Origin of the sequence: Haloarchaeobius baliensis (genome assembly GCF_052060055.1) — an archaeon.
Taxonomy (GTDB): domain Archaea; phylum Halobacteriota; class Halobacteria; order Halobacteriales; family Natrialbaceae; genus Haloarchaeobius; species Haloarchaeobius baliensis.
The window spans coordinates 2,005,645-2,019,393 of sequence record NZ_JBPPFR010000001.1 but is presented as its reverse complement, the minus strand read 5'-3'; the positions used below and the strand labels follow the sequence as shown (position 1 = coordinate 2,019,393).

16 protein-coding genes are annotated in these 13,749 nt (G+C 68.9%); 6 read left to right on the top strand and 10 right to left on the bottom strand.

The window, feature by feature from the left end; all coding sequences use genetic code 11:
* Nucleotides 1–42 precede the first annotated feature (42 nt).
* Together ACSG06_RS10335 and ACSG06_RS10330 are read right to left on the bottom strand one after the other, a co-directional pair.
* Nucleotides 43–1,083 (bottom strand): hypothetical protein, encoded by a 1,041-nt coding sequence (locus tag ACSG06_RS10335; RefSeq protein ID WP_440990172.1) that lies wholly within the window; start codon nt 1,081–1,083, stop codon nt 43–45.
* Nucleotides 1,084–1,136: 53 nt separating this feature from the next.
* Entirely contained in the window at nt 1,137–2,108 is a 972-nt protein-coding gene (locus tag ACSG06_RS10330) for a midas domain-containing protein (protein ID WP_440990171.1), read from the bottom strand.
* 180 nt (nt 2,109–2,288) lie between these two features.
* Between ACSG06_RS10330 and ACSG06_RS10325 the strand changes: the two genes are divergently transcribed.
* The 3 genes from ACSG06_RS10325 to rbcL all read left to right on the top strand — a co-directional run bounded on the left by ACSG06_RS10325 (nt 2,289) and on the right by rbcL (nt 5,446).
* On the top strand, nt 2,289–3,275 hold the full coding sequence (locus tag ACSG06_RS10325; RefSeq protein WP_440990170.1) for a Gfo/Idh/MocA family protein: 987 nt from the start codon (nt 2,289–2,291) through the stop codon (nt 3,273–3,275).
* A 23-nt stretch (nt 3,276–3,298) separates the two neighbouring features.
* The gene (locus tag ACSG06_RS10320; protein ID WP_440990169.1) at nt 3,299–4,081 is read left to right on the top strand and encodes an HAD-IIA family hydrolase; all 783 of its coding nucleotides are present in this window, start codon (nt 3,299–3,301) and stop codon (nt 4,079–4,081) included.
* A 96-nt stretch (nt 4,082–4,177) separates the two neighbouring features.
* On the top strand, nt 4,178–5,446 hold the full coding sequence (gene rbcL, locus ACSG06_RS10315) for a type III ribulose-bisphosphate carboxylase (RefSeq protein ID WP_440990168.1): 1,269 nt from the start codon (nt 4,178–4,180) through the stop codon (nt 5,444–5,446).
* 39 nt (nt 5,447–5,485) lie between these two features.
* On the opposite strand, the gene ACSG06_RS10310 is transcribed toward rbcL, so the two are convergent.
* The 5 genes from ACSG06_RS10310 to ACSG06_RS10290 all read right to left on the bottom strand — a co-directional run bounded on the left by ACSG06_RS10310 (nt 5,486) and on the right by ACSG06_RS10290 (nt 9,728).
* Nucleotides 5,486–6,172, bottom strand: coding sequence for a class I SAM-dependent methyltransferase (locus ACSG06_RS10310; RefSeq protein WP_440990167.1), 687 nt, complete (start codon nt 6,170–6,172; stop codon nt 5,486–5,488).
* 104 nt (nt 6,173–6,276) lie between these two features.
* Entirely contained in the window at nt 6,277–6,885 is a 609-nt protein-coding gene (locus tag ACSG06_RS10305; RefSeq protein WP_440990166.1) for a class I SAM-dependent methyltransferase, read from the bottom strand.
* Between the two features lie 143 nt (nt 6,886–7,028).
* Nucleotides 7,029–7,223: a cold-shock protein gene (locus ACSG06_RS10300; protein WP_089731634.1), complete on the bottom strand. Its 195-nt coding sequence runs from the start codon at nt 7,221–7,223 to the stop codon at nt 7,029–7,031.
* A 169-nt stretch (nt 7,224–7,392) separates the two neighbouring features.
* On the bottom strand, nt 7,393–9,165 hold the full coding sequence (locus ACSG06_RS10295) for an acyl-CoA dehydrogenase family protein (RefSeq protein WP_440990165.1): 1,773 nt from the start codon (nt 9,163–9,165) through the stop codon (nt 7,393–7,395).
* Nucleotides 9,166–9,239: 74 nt separating this feature from the next.
* Nucleotides 9,240–9,728 (bottom strand): metal-dependent hydrolase, encoded by a 489-nt coding sequence (locus ACSG06_RS10290; protein ID WP_440990164.1) that lies wholly within the window; start codon nt 9,726–9,728, stop codon nt 9,240–9,242.
* A gap of 88 nt (nt 9,729–9,816) precedes the next feature.
* Here ACSG06_RS10290 and ACSG06_RS10285 point away from each other — a divergent pair, with 88 nt between their 5' ends.
* Together ACSG06_RS10285 and ACSG06_RS10280 are read left to right on the top strand one after the other, a co-directional pair.
* Nucleotides 9,817–10,926 carry a mechanosensitive ion channel family protein gene (locus tag ACSG06_RS10285; protein WP_440990163.1) on the top strand — a complete coding sequence of 370 codons (1,110 nt, stop codon included), beginning with the start codon at nt 9,817–9,819 and terminating at the stop codon, nt 10,924–10,926.
* A 59-nt stretch (nt 10,927–10,985) separates the two neighbouring features.
* On the top strand, nt 10,986–11,108 hold the full coding sequence (locus ACSG06_RS10280) for a hypothetical protein (protein ID WP_256300364.1): 123 nt from the start codon (nt 10,986–10,988) through the stop codon (nt 11,106–11,108).
* A 19-nt stretch (nt 11,109–11,127) separates the two neighbouring features.
* On the opposite strand, the gene ACSG06_RS10275 is transcribed toward ACSG06_RS10280, so the two are convergent.
* Nucleotides 11,128–11,532: a plastocyanin/azurin family copper-binding protein gene (locus tag ACSG06_RS10275; protein ID WP_440990162.1), complete on the bottom strand. Its 405-nt coding sequence runs from the start codon at nt 11,530–11,532 to the stop codon at nt 11,128–11,130.
* A 108-nt stretch (nt 11,533–11,640) separates the two neighbouring features.
* On the opposite strand from ACSG06_RS10275, the gene ACSG06_RS10270 reads away from it, so the two are divergent.
* Nucleotides 11,641–12,711: a succinylglutamate desuccinylase/aspartoacylase family protein gene (locus tag ACSG06_RS10270; RefSeq protein WP_440990161.1), complete on the top strand. Its 1,071-nt coding sequence runs from the start codon at nt 11,641–11,643 to the stop codon at nt 12,709–12,711.
* A 159-nt stretch (nt 12,712–12,870) separates the two neighbouring features.
* Here ACSG06_RS10270 and ACSG06_RS10265 read toward each other — a convergent pair whose 3' ends face one another.
* Nucleotides 12,871–13,071: a heavy-metal-associated domain-containing protein gene (locus ACSG06_RS10265; protein WP_440990160.1), complete on the bottom strand. Its 201-nt coding sequence runs from the start codon at nt 13,069–13,071 to the stop codon at nt 12,871–12,873.
* Nucleotides 13,072–13,161: 90 nt separating this feature from the next.
* A complete protein-coding gene (locus ACSG06_RS10260) occupies nt 13,162–13,647 on the bottom strand; it encodes an Lrp/AsnC family transcriptional regulator (RefSeq protein WP_440990159.1) in 486 nt (161 codons plus the stop codon).
* Nucleotides 13,648–13,749 lie beyond the last annotated feature (102 nt).

Sequence of the window (13,749 nt, the reverse complement as noted above, 5' to 3'; positions counted from 1 at the left end):
GCCCCGGCCACTAGTTACAATCATCCAACAGGTAGGGCGTCCTCAGCGGTCCTCGGACTCGTCCGGCTCGTCGTCCACCTCGCCCGGTGCGACGATGGGGTCCTCCTCCACAGCACCACGGGCGACGATGGGGTCCTCCTCGACCTCGCCGCGGGCGACGACGGGTGGCTCCTCCAGCGCCGGCCCCGCCGGTTCGGCCGGCGGTGCGTCCAGCGCGGGCCGTTCCGTCGGGGCATCGAGTGCGCTCGGCTGCTCGGCGCCGATGTCGACCTCGACGTGTCCCGGCGCGACGATGGGCTCCTCCTCGACCTCGCCGCGGGCCACGATCGGCTCCTCCTCCACCTCTCCGGGTGCGACGACCGGGGGTTCGTCGAGCGGCGGCCCCGCGGGCTCCGACGGCGCGGCGTCGAGTGCGTGTCGGTCAGTCGCACCGTCGAGCGGCACCGGCTCCTCGTCGTCGGTGGCCGCCGCCGCGATTGCGTCGAGCACGTCGTCGACGCTCCGGTCCGAGACGACGCGCTTCGGGCCGCCCCCCGGTGGTGAGAGCTCGGCACCGTCACCGCGGTACACCGGCGGCAGATGGTCCGCCGGGTCCAGTGAACGGTCCGCCGGCTGGTCGGTGTGGAACGTCGCCAGCCCGTCGAGTTCGACGTCCTGACCGAACTGCTCCCTGACGCCCGCGAGACGGCGTGTCTCGACGACGAAGAACCGCCAGCGGTCGTCGTCCGCGAGCCGGACCACGCGGTAGCTCCCATCGAGGACCGCCCGTTCGACCGCGGCGATCCGCTCGAACAGGCTCCCCTCCGCGTCCGCGATGGCGGTCGCGGCGTCGCTGCGGCCCAGTTCACGGAGCACCGTCTGTATCGCCGTCGCGACCGCCTGACCGTCGGCGTCCCCGGGTAGGTCGACACCGCGGTCGGCGGCGGCGAGCGTCGACACCAACCGGTCGTGTCTGGCCCGCGGTGACGACTGCTCGAACAGCGCCTCGACGGGCTCCGCGTCGCCGTCGCCCAGGCGGATCTCGCGCTCGCTCAGACCGAGTCCTCGACAGACAGCCACGTACCTGGATGCGTCACGGTTCATGCGATACTGTCCCACACGAACCTCGGGGAGAAAAAGGTAGTCCCGCCGGACTCTCAACTCGAGAGTATCGAGCGGATCTTGCTCGCGATGCCGCCGCTGTCCTCGTCGCTGTCGTCGTCGCCCTCGCCCGCGTCGTCGCCCTCGCCCGCGTCGTCGGCTGCAGGCTCCGTGTCGGCGTCGTCCGTCGACTCGCCCGTCGCCTCGGTCTCCGCCCGCGCTTCGTCGCCCACTGCATCGTCCTCGTCGACGGGGTCCTCGAACGTCGCCGAGAGCGTCGATCCGCTGTCGAGCGCTGGTTCTCCGTCGTCCTGCTCGGGCTCGGTCGGTTCGGCAGGCGTCGTGCCTGCGTCGGCCGTCGAGGCCTCGGTCCCGGTGTCGTCTGCGGCCCTGTCTCCGGGTTCGTCGTCCTCGTCGGCCGCCGACGCATCCGAGTCGCCCCACGCGGGAGCCGTCTCCGACGAGTCGTCGTCTCCGAGACTGAAGGAGAAGCCGTCCTCGTCGAGGTCGTCGTCCGTTGAGCCGGTCTCGACGGGGTCCCGTGGTTCGCTCACCGTCGTCGCGGCGTCGTCGGGCTCCGGGGGAGCGCGTTCGTCGGCCGCTGCCGAGTCCTGGGAGGGACCGTCTTCCTCGTCTCCGTCGTCGCCCTCGGTCTGGACCCAGAGGAAGCCGTCCGCCTCCTCGCGTTCGGGGAGTAGTAGCGTATCGAACAGTTCGTCGTCCGCCGCGATGGCGTCGTCGACCTCGTCGACGTGCTCTACCTCCTCGTCGGCGCTGGCGATGATCTCCTCGGGTGACTCGTCGCTGAGCTCGTCGAAGGGGTCAGCCTCCGTCTGTTCCTCCTCCTCCGCGGCGACCTCCTCGCTGAGCTGCTGGAACAGCTCGCCGGCCGTCGTATCCTCTATCTCGTCGCGATCACCCGTGCCCTCGCGTGTCGCGCTCTCGTCGGTCGCTTCGTCTTCGCGGCCGCCGTCGCCTGAGGACGCGAAGAGCTCGTCGATGTCGAGGTTCGCCTCGTCACCACCCATGCGAGACGACCCCGAGTCCATCGTCCTGTTGGTCATCGGGGGATGTAGATACCTCGGACTCCACACAATTAAATTTTTGCTATATCGCCGGGCCAATTTGCAAAGTTAAATTGCAGGCCTGATATTCCAACTATCTCCGCATCGGCAGGTGTTAAACCCGGGGCGACTGAAGCGCGACGTATGCGTTTCGGCATACTCTCGACGGCGAACATCGGACAGAAGGCGGTGATCCCCGGCATCAGGACGGCGGGCCACGAGGTCACCGCCATCGCCTCGCGCTCGGGAGAGCGTGCGGAGGCGGTCGCGGCGGACCTCGACATCGAGCGGGCGTACGGCTCCTACGATGCGCTCCTCGCCGACGAGGCCATCGACGCGGTGTACGTCCCGCTTCCGAACGCCCACCACGACGAGTGGGCCCGGAGGGCGGCCGACGCCGGACTCGACGTGCTCTGTGAGAAACCGCTCGCGGTCGACGCCGAGGAGGCCCGCGCGCTCGGCGACTACTGCGACGACGCCGGCGTCACGCTGATGGAGGCGTTCATGTACCGCTACCACCCGAAGACCGAGCGCGCCGCCGAGATCGTCGCGGAGGAACTGGGGCCCGTACGCGGCGCGTTCGCGACCTTCCAGTTCCCCCTCCGTGGCCGCCCGGACGACATCCGGCTCGACCCCGACCTCGCCGGCGGCTCGCTGATGGACGTCGGCTGCTACGCGGTCAGCGTCCTGCGGACACTGCTCGACGAGCCCGAGCGCGTCAGCGCCCGCACCCTCGATACGCGCGACTGCGGCGTCGACACCCACCTCGCGGGCACCTTCGAGTACGACGGTGCGACCGCTCAGCTCTCCTGTAGCTTCGACACGCAGGCCGAGCAGCGCTACCGCGTCGAGGCGGAGAACGGCTGGCTCGAGGTCGACGGCGCGTTCAACCCAGCGGACGCCGGGGAGCCCCAGTCGATCACCTACCGGGTCGACGGTCGGGAGGTCACCGAGACGTTCGAGCCCGTCGACCAGTACGCCGAGCAGGTGCGCCACTTCGCCGACTGCGTCGCGCACGACCGTCGCCCCCGGACCGACGCCGACGAGGCGGTCGCCAACATGGCCGTCATCGACGCGCTGTACGAGAGTGCCGACACCGGCGAGCCCGTCGACCTGCAGGCCACTCAATAGCCTGCGGGCCCCAGTTCCTGGCGATGACTCGCTTCGACGGCGTCGTGCTCGACGTCGACGGGACGGTACTCCGCGGCGAACGCGCCCTCCCGGGTGCGCCGGCGGCGGTCCGCTCCCTCCGAGACGCCGGGCTCGCCACGCTGTTCGTCACGAACAACCCGACCCGCACTCCAGAGGCCTACGCCGACCGCCTCACCCGCGCCGGCGTCGACGCGACCGCCGACCAGGTGCTCACCTCGGGCGCGGTGACCGCGGACTACCTCGCCGAGCGACACGGCGGCGCCAGGCTGTTCGTCGTCGGCGAGGACGGCCTCCGCGAGCAGCTACGGGAGCGCGGGCTCCGGCTGACCGACGACCCCGACGCGGCCGACGTCGTCGTCGCCTCGATCGACCGCGAGTTCCACTACGACGACCTGCGGGACGCGTTCTGGGCGCTCTCGGGCGGCGACGTCCCACTCGTCGGCACGGACCCGGACCGGGTCGTCCCCGCGGCCGAGCGCGACGTGCCGGGGTCGGGTGCCATCGTCAACGCGGTCGCGGACGTCGCCGACTGCGAGCCCGAGGCGGTGCTCGGGAAGCCACACCCGGCCACCCGCGGTGCCGCGCTCGACCAGCTCGGCGTCCCGGCGGAGCGCTGTCTGGTCGTCGGCGACCGACCGGATACGGACATCCGGTTCGGTGCCGACGCCGGGATGACGACCGTGCTCGTGCTCTCCGGCGTCACCGACCGGGCCGCACTCGCCCGGAGCGAGGTGGAGCCGGACCACGTCGTCGACTCGCTGGCGGCCGTGCCCGAGTTGCTCTGAGCGGCTGTGTGAGCGGCCGACCGCGCCGCAGTCGTGTGCCAGTGTTTGGCACATAGCAACTTCCAAATAGCTGGCAGGGCAACAGTACGGATTCCCATGACCGGAATCGAGTACGACGACTTCCTCGACCTCGACTACGCCCCGACCGACACCGACCTCGTCTGCGAGTTCACCATCGCCCCCGCCGAGGGCATGTCGATGGAGGCGGCCGCCTCGCGGGTCGCCTCCGAATCGTCCAACGGGACGTGGGCAGCGCTCCACGTCGACGAGGCCGAGCTCACCGACCTGTCGGCGGTCGCCTGCGACATCCGCGAGAACGCCGGCCCCGGCGGCAACGTCACCGTCGCCTACCCGGCCGACCTGTTCGAGGATGGCTCGATGGCCCAGATCCTCTCCTGCATCGCGGGCAACATCATGGGCATGAAGGCCGTCGACAGCATCCGCCTGGAGGACTGCAAGTGGCCTGAGACGCTCGTCGAGGGCTTCCCGGGTCCGCAGTTCGGGACCGCCGTGGCACACGAGAAGCTGGACGCCGGCGACCGACCGGTGCTCGCCACCGTCCCGAAGCCCAAGGTCGGGCTCTCGACGGACGCCCACGTCGACATCGCCCGGCAGGCCTGGCGCGGCGGCGTCGACCTCCTGAAGGACGACGAGAACCTCACCGACCAGTACTTCAACCCGTTCGAGGAGCGCGTCGAACGCTCGCTGTCTGTCGCCCGCGAGCTCACCGAGGAGACCGGCGAGAAGAAGGACTACCTCGTGAACATCACCGCCGAGACCGACGAGATGGTCCGCCGCGCCGAGTTCGTCGCCGACCAGGGCGGCGGCTTCATCATGGTCGACGTGGTGACGGCGGGCTGGTCCGCCGTCCAGACGGTCCGGGACGTCGCCGAGAAGCACGACCTCGCAATCCACGCCCACCGCGCGATGCACGCCGCCTTCGACCGGATGGACCACCACGGCGTCTCGATGCGGACCCTCGCACAGGTCGCCCGGCTCTGCGGCGTCGACCACATCCACACCGGCACCGCCGGGCTCGGCAAGCTGGAGAACGAGGACACGCCCGGCATCAACGCCTGGCTGAAGTCGGACCTCTACGGGATGACCGACGTGCTGCCGGTCGCCTCCGGCGGGCTGCATCCGGGCGTCGTCGACGCACTCATCGACGCGCTCGGGACCGACATCGCCATCCAGGCCGGTGGCGGCATCCACGGTCACCCAGACGGCACCGAGGCCGGTGCCCGCGCGCTCCGGCAGTCCGTCGAGGCCAGCATGCAGGGCGTCCCGCTCGCTGACTACGCCGCCGACGGCCACCCGGAGCTCGCGACCGCGCTCGACAAGTGGGGCGCGGAGACGCCGCGCTGAGGGAGCACGGAGACGCCGCGCTGAGGTGGGGTCGGCCAGTCACTCCGCGAGACGCGCGAACAGGAACAGCTTCGCGGCCTCGTCGGCGTCGGGGTCGACGAGTCGTCCGTCGTCACCGTCTGCGTCGTCGCTGACGCCGTCGACGACACCGACCGTCTCGTACACGTCGAAGCCAGCCGCTTCGAGGTGTCGTCTGCTCTTCTCTGGGCCGAGGATCTCCCACGCCATCGGTGCGCCGCCGTCGAGCCAGTCGTCGTTCCGGCCCGCCCAGTCCTCCGTCCCGGTCGTGACCAGGGCGACGCCGCCGGGCTGGAGGACCCGTGCGAACTCGCGGTAGACGGCGGGGGTCTCGGCGGCGGGGACGTGGATGATGGAGAAGAACGCCGCGAGGGCGGCGAACGAGCCCGTCTCGTAGGGAAGCGCGGTCATGTCGCCCTGCACGACCCGGCCCGGCGCGACCTCGTTCGCCCGGGCGGCCTGTTCGCCGGAGATGTCGAGTCCGGCGACCGGTCGATCGTCGGCCAGCGTCGCCAGAACCGGCTTGCCGTCGCCACAACCTGCATCGAGGACCGGGCCCTCCGGCGCGTCGCGTCGGAGCCGGCCCAGCAGTGCGTCGCTCTCGTTGCCTTCGCGCTCGGCGGCGTACGCGTCGGCGAGTTCGTCGTAGCCGCGACGGACGAGGTCGCGCTGGGCGCGCCCCCCGGCGGCTGCGTCGTCTCCGTTCACGTTCGTCCGACGGGTCGGACACCTAAAGGGAGTTTCCCAGCCCTGGCAGACGTTCACGTGGGTCTGGCCGGCACACGGTGAGACCAGCTCGTCCGCTTGCTGTGTCACCGACGCTCGCACAGCACGAACGTCACGGACTCGCCGAGCCCGTCGGTGACAGTGCGCTCCCACAGCAGGTCGAACCCGGCGTCGTCGAGCAGTTCCAGTGTTCGCTCCCGGCCCGGCGCGCTCCAGTACATGTCGACGCCGTCGCGGAGCCAGTTCGCCCGCGTCCCGTCCATCGGCCGTTGCGAGACGTTCGTGAGCAGTCGTCCGCCCGGTTTCGTCGCCCTGGCGAACTCGCGGTACACCTCGCCGTGGCGTCGGCGGTCGACGTGGAACACCGAGTAGTAGGCGACGACGCCCGCAACGCTGCCGTCGGCGACGGGGAGCCTGGTCATGTCGCCCTGGACGCGCTCGACGGCGGGGACGCGCTCGCGCGCCAGACGAAGCTGTGCCGCCGAGATGTCGAGCCCGACGACAGGCCGGCGGTCGACGATGTGGGCGGCCGTCCGCCGTCCGTCGCCACAGCCCACGTCGAGGATGGGTCCCGGCATCGAGAGCCCGTCGACCAGCGCGTCGAAGAGCTCGGTCTCGGGGCCGTCGGTCCGCCGGAACTCGCCGTAGGCCTCGCCGACCGCGTCGTAGGCGCGTCTGACCGCGTCGGGGTCCATAGCCCTACTCGGTGTCGCACCGACTAAACCGACGTGCCAACGGCGTCGCTCGGCGTCGCGTCCGGTCCGCGGAGACGGCGTCGCGACTGTCGGGTGTGGCGTCGAAAGAAGTGTCGCAGTGTCAACTGCGAGAGTTTACGAAATTACGAGCGGACGACGTTCTTGGCCCGGGGGCCCTTCGGCGCGTCTTCGATGTCGAATTCGATCTCCTGTCCCTCCTCGAGGTCCGGTCCGCCAACGTCCTCCATGTGGAAGAAAACGTCCTCGTCCGCGTCCTCAGTCTCGATGAAACCGTAGCCGCCAGTGTCGTTGAAGAAATCAACCTTGCCGTTTGCCATTGCAACTATACACATCCCGGGAGGACGTATAAGGGTTCCGTGTTGTCTCCCCCGTGACAACATAGTACCGTGGCCGAAACGTCCGAAAAACCGAATTTCGGGCTGTATTATGGATTTCTCGACGACGTGAGAAGTACGGGCTGGGTCGCTGTCGCCCGCTCAGGTCGTCTCAGTCGTCGGCGGGTGCGCTGTCGACGAGCGACGCCGGGTCGACCGTCGCGTGCCTGACCACGGCGTCGAACTGCTCCAGGGCGAAGCGATCGCCGTCGGCGATGCCGCGGTCCCCGCCCGACTCGCGGAGGTGACGGTCCACGAACCGGTCTGCGACGAGGGCCGTGCGTGCGTCGTCGGCGTCGTCGATCTCGGTCTGTGCCTCCCGACAGAGCAGCGCGGCCGTGTAGACGTCGAACACGAGGTCGGCCAGCTCCTTGGCCTGCAGCTGGGCGTACTCGCCGTCCTCGCTCGCGAGCGCGGCCATCGCGGCGCCGAGGTCCGCGGTGGCGGCCTCGACGGCGGTCCTCGTCTCCGCGAGCCCTGGGTGCTCGACGGCGTCGAGGTTCGTCTGGATCTCGGCGAGCAGCGGCTCGTGGGCGTCCTCGCTCTCGAGGGCGCGGAGCAGGTCGAGCGAGAGGATGTTCGACGTGCCCTCCCAGATTGGGAGCACCTGCGCGTCGCGGAGCAGTCGATGGGTGACGAAGTCGTTCACGTAGCCGTTCCCGCCGAGGATCTCCATGGCGTAGGAGGCGGTGTCGACGGCCATCCGGGCGGTCCGGTACTTCGCGACCGGGACGAGCGCGCGCATCAGCCGGTAGGCCTCGTCGTCGCCGGCCTCGCGCTCGGCGAGGACGCGGCCGGCGTCGAACGTGTACGCCGTCGCGGCCTCGTGGTCGACGGCCATGTCGACGAGGTCGCGCTTCATCAGGGGGTACTCCTGGATGGGCGAGCCGAACGCCTCGCGGTTCGCGGCCTGCACCTTCGCCTCCAGCAGGCAGCGACCCATGATGGCGATGGAGGCCGTCGCGTTCGAGAGGCGTTCGAGGTTCAGCATGTCGGTCATGTACCTGAACCCGCGCTGCTCCTCGCCGACGAGGTAGCCCGTCGCACCCCGCAGTTCGACCTCGCCCGTCGGCACCGAGATGGTTCCCAGCTTGTCCTTCAGCCGCCGGTAGAGCTGGTCGTTCAGCTCGTCGGTCTCGGACGCGTCCCCCTTCGTGTGCGGGACGAGGAACAGCGAGAGTCCCTTCGTACCGTCGGGTGCGTCCGGGGTGCGAGCGAGCGCGAGCGTCCCCTCGGCGTCGATGTTGGAACAGAACCACTTCTCCCCGGTGAGCTCGTACTCCCGTCCCGCGACGTGCTCGGCGACCGTCTCGTTCGCGCCCACGTCGCTACCGCCCTGCTCCTCGGTGAGGAACATCGCACCCTCGACGTTGTCGTCGCCATCGCGCGCGACGAGACGTTCGTAGTAGGAGTCGAGGACGTCACCCTCCCCGTACTTGTCGAGCACGAGCGCGACGCCACCTGTCATCGACACCGGGCAGGTGAAGCCGGGGTCGGCGTACGAGAGCAGGTACTCCATCGCGAGATGGTGCGTGAGCGGCATCGGCTCGTCGCGGCCCGGTGGTGCCTCGAACGCGTCGGCGACGATGCCCGCGCCGTAGGCGATGCGCTCGTTCTCGTACTGCTTCGGGTGGTACTCGACCTCGTTCTGCACGTTGCCCCGTGCGTCGTACGTGTGCAGTTCGGGACCGTGGTCGTCGACGACGTCTGCATTGTCCGCGACGGTGTGTCCCACGACCGCGCCGAACTCCCGGAGACGGGGCTCCGCCCAGGCGTGTTCGGCCTCGTCGAGTACCCGGGCGACCTCGCGGCGGAACGTCCGGTCGAGGTCGAAGTAGTTCACGTCTCGTCCGGCCTCGAACCGGCCGTAATCGATGGGGTCCATGCGGCTAGTTCGCACGGGAGATGGCAAAAAACCGGGCTGAATAAACGGCGGACAACAGCTCCGGAGTTCGGTCCTCAGCCGAGCCGGCCCCCGACCACGGCAGCGACGAGCGTGACGACGCTCCCGAGGGCGAGGAGGGTGGTGTTCGCGACCGTGCTGTCGGCGGCGGCGACCTCGAGCGAGTAGTGCCGCGAGGAGACCGGCCAGAACGGTGCGACACCGGCCGGGGTCAACACGTCCCCGACGAGGTGGGCGACGATGCCGTAGGCGCCGACAGCGGTACCGACCACGCCGGCCACCTGCGGGTCGAGTCCGAGCACGGGCGCCGACAGGTAGCACCCCACACCGAGGGCCGCACCGACGAGCAGGGCGAACGCCACGGTGTGCGTCGGTCCGCGGTGTTCGACGAACGGAACCCGATGGTCGAGGTCCGGCAGCGGCGCGAGCGTGAGCATCGTGGCGCCCCCCAGCAGCGCGACGGCCGGGAAGCCGGCGAGCAACAGCGCGAACCCCACGGGTGCGTAGAGCAGCAGCGAGACGCCGTAATGTCCGGTACGGTACATCTACCAGCGGGTAGCACCTCGTCGTATTCCAAGGTTTCGCTGCCGGCTCGGGCGGAATATAAAAGCCCCGTGCCCGCGTAGGGCCGCCATGTTCGAAGGTATCTCGGAATTTCTGACCGGATATCCGCCGGTCGAGCGGACGGTTCTCGTCCTGAGCATCTCGCTCGTCTCGGCGGTGCTGCTTGAGGTGGTGGTGCTCCGGCTGGCGCGGCGGTTCGTCAAAGGGACCGAGAGCGAGATCGACAACATCGTCGTCGAGGAGCTCCGGCTTCCGCTGGTGGTGACGGCGGGGCTCGTCGGCGTCTTCGTGCTCACCCAGCCGGGCTTCGGGGGTGCCGACGTCATCTACCAGGACCAGCTCACGACCTTCTTCGGGCAGCCGTCTGCATCGGTCATCGTCATCGTCTGGGCGCGTGCACTGAACAACATCGTGAACCGCGTCGTCGAGAGCGTCCAGCAGACCGGCCGGTTCGACTTCGCGCCGGTGTTCTCGAACGTCTGGACGCTCGTCGTGCTGGTCGGGGCTGCCTTCTTCCTGCTCACCATCTGGAACATCGAGATAACCCCGCTGCTCGGGGCAGCCGGGGTCGCCGGCATCGCCATCGGTTTCGCCGCCAAGGACACCGTCGCGAACTTCTTCGGCGGGCTCGCGCTCTACTTCGACGACACGTACAAGATCGGCGACTACGTCGTGCTCGACACCGGCGACGCCGGCACCGTCGTCCGCGTCGGCATCCGTTCCACCACGCTGCTCACCCGCGACGAGGTGATGGTGACGGTGCCGAACTCCGTGCTGAACTCCGCGCGCATCATCAACGAGTCCGCGCCGCAGCGCCGGAAGCGCATCCGCATCCCCCTCACCGTCGGCTACGGCACCGACCTCGACGAGTTCGAGGCGGTCGTCCTCTCGGTGACTGCGGACGAGTCGCTCGTGAAGGACTCCCCGAAGCCCCGGATGCGGTTCCGGAGCTTCGGCGACAGCGGGCTGGAGTACGAGCTGCTCTGCTGGGTGTCGAGCCCGAGCCGCGAGCAGAAGGCCCGCCACCGGCTCAACCGGACCATCTACCAGCGGCTGCTCGACGACGACATCGAGATGCCGTTCCCGAAGCGCGACGTGACGCTCTCGTTCGCCGAGACAGACCGGAGCGTCATCGCCGACGCGGACGGGCTGGCTACCGTCGAGGGGGAGGACGACTGACCGCAACAGCGAACCTGGAAGGGACAGCGTAGAAGTAGGTTCGGTCCGTCGGTTCCGACATGGCGAGCATCGTCGGCGTCCTCTACGACACGTTCGGCGCGTTCCTCATCCCGGCGACCGTCTTCGCCGTCGGTATCCTGTTCTACGGCGTGCTCGTCTGGCTGAACCGGGTCGAGCTGTGAGTCGCCCGGTCGAAGCTGATCACTCCTCGACGACTATCTCGCCGACCATGCCCTGCTGGCGGTGGGGTGCACAGTCGTACTCGTAGGTTCCGGGGGTCTCGAACGTGTAGCTGTAGACGTAGCCCTCGTTGAAGGTGTTGGTCTCGCCGCCTTCGGTGCCCTCCCAGCCAGCACCGTCGGGCTGGCTCTGGACGACGATGTTGTGGGTGTCGCTCTTCCACTCCCACGTGACCTCCGTCCCCGTCGAGACGGTGAGACTGTCGGGGTCGAAGACGAGCTGGTTGTCCGGCCCCACCCAGATCGTGTTCTCCGGGCGGTCCTCGCCACCGTCGCCGCCACCGCCCATGCAGCCCGCGAGTGCGATCGGGAGGGTCGACGCACCGATACCGAGCAGTTTCCGTCGGGACAGCCGATTGGAGTCCATATCGTCTCCGGGTTGTAACGTGACGAGGAAAAAGGCTGGTATCCTGCTCTGCTCCGGGGTGGTTCCGCAGCCTGAACGTTCATGCCGCCCCCCGCCGAACCGGGGGCCATGTCCGACGGTGGTCCGCGACCGTTCCGGTTCGATGCCGAGGTCTCGCCCGGGGAGAAACGTCACTTCAAGCACGAGGTCGGCGAGACGTACCTCGGCGACCCGGTAGAGATCCCCGTCACCATCATCAACGGCACCCGGGACGGCCCCCGGGTGTTCTTCTCGGCGGCCATCCACGGCGACGAGCTCAACGGCGTGAAGGTCGTCCAGGAGATCGCAGACCGGTACGACCCCGCCGACGTCCACGGCACGCTCGTCTGTCTGCACGTGCTCAACGTCCCCGGCTTCCTCGCTCAGCAGCGCTACATCCCCATCTACGACCAGGACCTCAACCGGTCGTTCCCCGGCAAGAGCCACTCGAACACCGCCGAGCGCATGGCCAGCGCCATCTACCGGACGTTCGTCTCGCAGTGCGACATCGGGGTCGACTTCCATACCTCGACGCGCAACCGGACGACCATGTACCACGTCCGCGCCGACATGGCGAACGAGCCGGTCTCCCGCCTCGCCCACGCCTTCGGGGCAAACGTCGTGCTCTCGGGCGAGTCCGAGTCGGGGATGCTCCGTTCGGTCGCCACCGCAGACGGCACGCCGACCATCACAGTCGAGATGGGGAAGGCACACCGCTTCCAGCGCCCGCTCATCGACCGCGCGCTGGAGGGCGTCGAGAGCGTGCTCGCCGAGTACGGCGTGCGCCCCGGCCAGCCGGTCACCTGGCCGGGCTGGCGGAAGGTCATCGACTCCGCGAAGGAGAAGACGTGGCTCCGCGCCGACACCGGCGGTCTCGTCGACATGGAGTGGGGGCCCTACCCGCTCGTGCACGAGGGCGACACCATCTGCACCATCTCGGACCACTTCCGGACCGAGGAGCGGGTCGTCACCGCGCCCTTCACCGGGCTCATCGTCGGCATCCTGGAGAACCCGCTCGCCCAGCCGGGGCACCCGCTCTGTCACCTCGTCCGTATCGACGAGGACACGACCCATGCCGTGGAGACGGAGATCGAGCGGGGGGACGCCGGGGGCTACCGGGCGGATGGATTGCGGTGGGGAGGGGATGGCGAGGCCGAATGACCGAGGGCTGCGCGACGACGGCTCGTCTCGCGAGCCCGGGTTTCGGCGATTCGTGAGACCATCGCGGCGGAGCACGCTGCCTCGCGGCGGACGGACCACATGGAGTGCCAGACGGAGCAATCGCTCGACACCGGAGAAAGAGCGTGAACGCGGCCCCTCTCAGAGCGGTTCCGCGTCGTAGCCTGCCATCTCTATCTTCTCGACGACGTCGTCGGTGGTGGCGTCTCCGTCGACTGTCACGACGGACTCGTCGACGTTCGTCTCGACGGAGTCGACGCCGTCGGCCATCCGGATCGCCTTCTCGACGACTTCTGCGTGAGTCTCGTAGGTCATCCCGCTGACGCGGATGCGCGTCGCCATGGCTGTCCTTGCGTAACCCGGGCTTAGAACAGTTTTGGTCGAATCCCCCTCCCGATCGGCCTGGTCTCGTGGTGGTCTACGACCGCCCGGTCACTGCCGGACGGTCTGTTCGAGGTCCGCCTCGTCGCCCGCGTCGCGATCCTTGATCTTCGGTCGCCACTCGGACTGGACGAGCAGGCTCACGTCGAACCGCTCGACGAGTTCGAGGTCGATGCCGCCGGCAAGCAGCTCCCGAACGTCTCCCTTGGGGACGTTCGCGTTGAGGAACACCCGCGAGTCGGCGGTGAGGAACGCGTGCTCGACGTCCTCGAGCGCGGCGAACCGGTCGACGACGCCGTCGTCGACGGTCGGCGAGAGCTCGGCCTCGACGAGGACGGAGACGCCGTCGTTGAGCTTCGAGCTGTCCACGTCGATGGTGAACCGGCGGATGACGCCCATCTCGCGCAGGCGGTCGATTCTGTCGGAGACCGTCGGCGGGGACACGTCGACGATCTCCGCGATGTCGCTGTACGTCCTGCTCGCGTCCTCGAGGAGCAGGCGGAGGATGTGCAGGTCGGTGTCGTCCAGCTGGCGCATGTCAGACTGTGGTGTATTATGCACCATACACTTTTCGACATAGTTTGAGGATTTCACCTTAGTGAATTTAACCGAATGGGATGGAGCCCCGCGTTCGGCCCG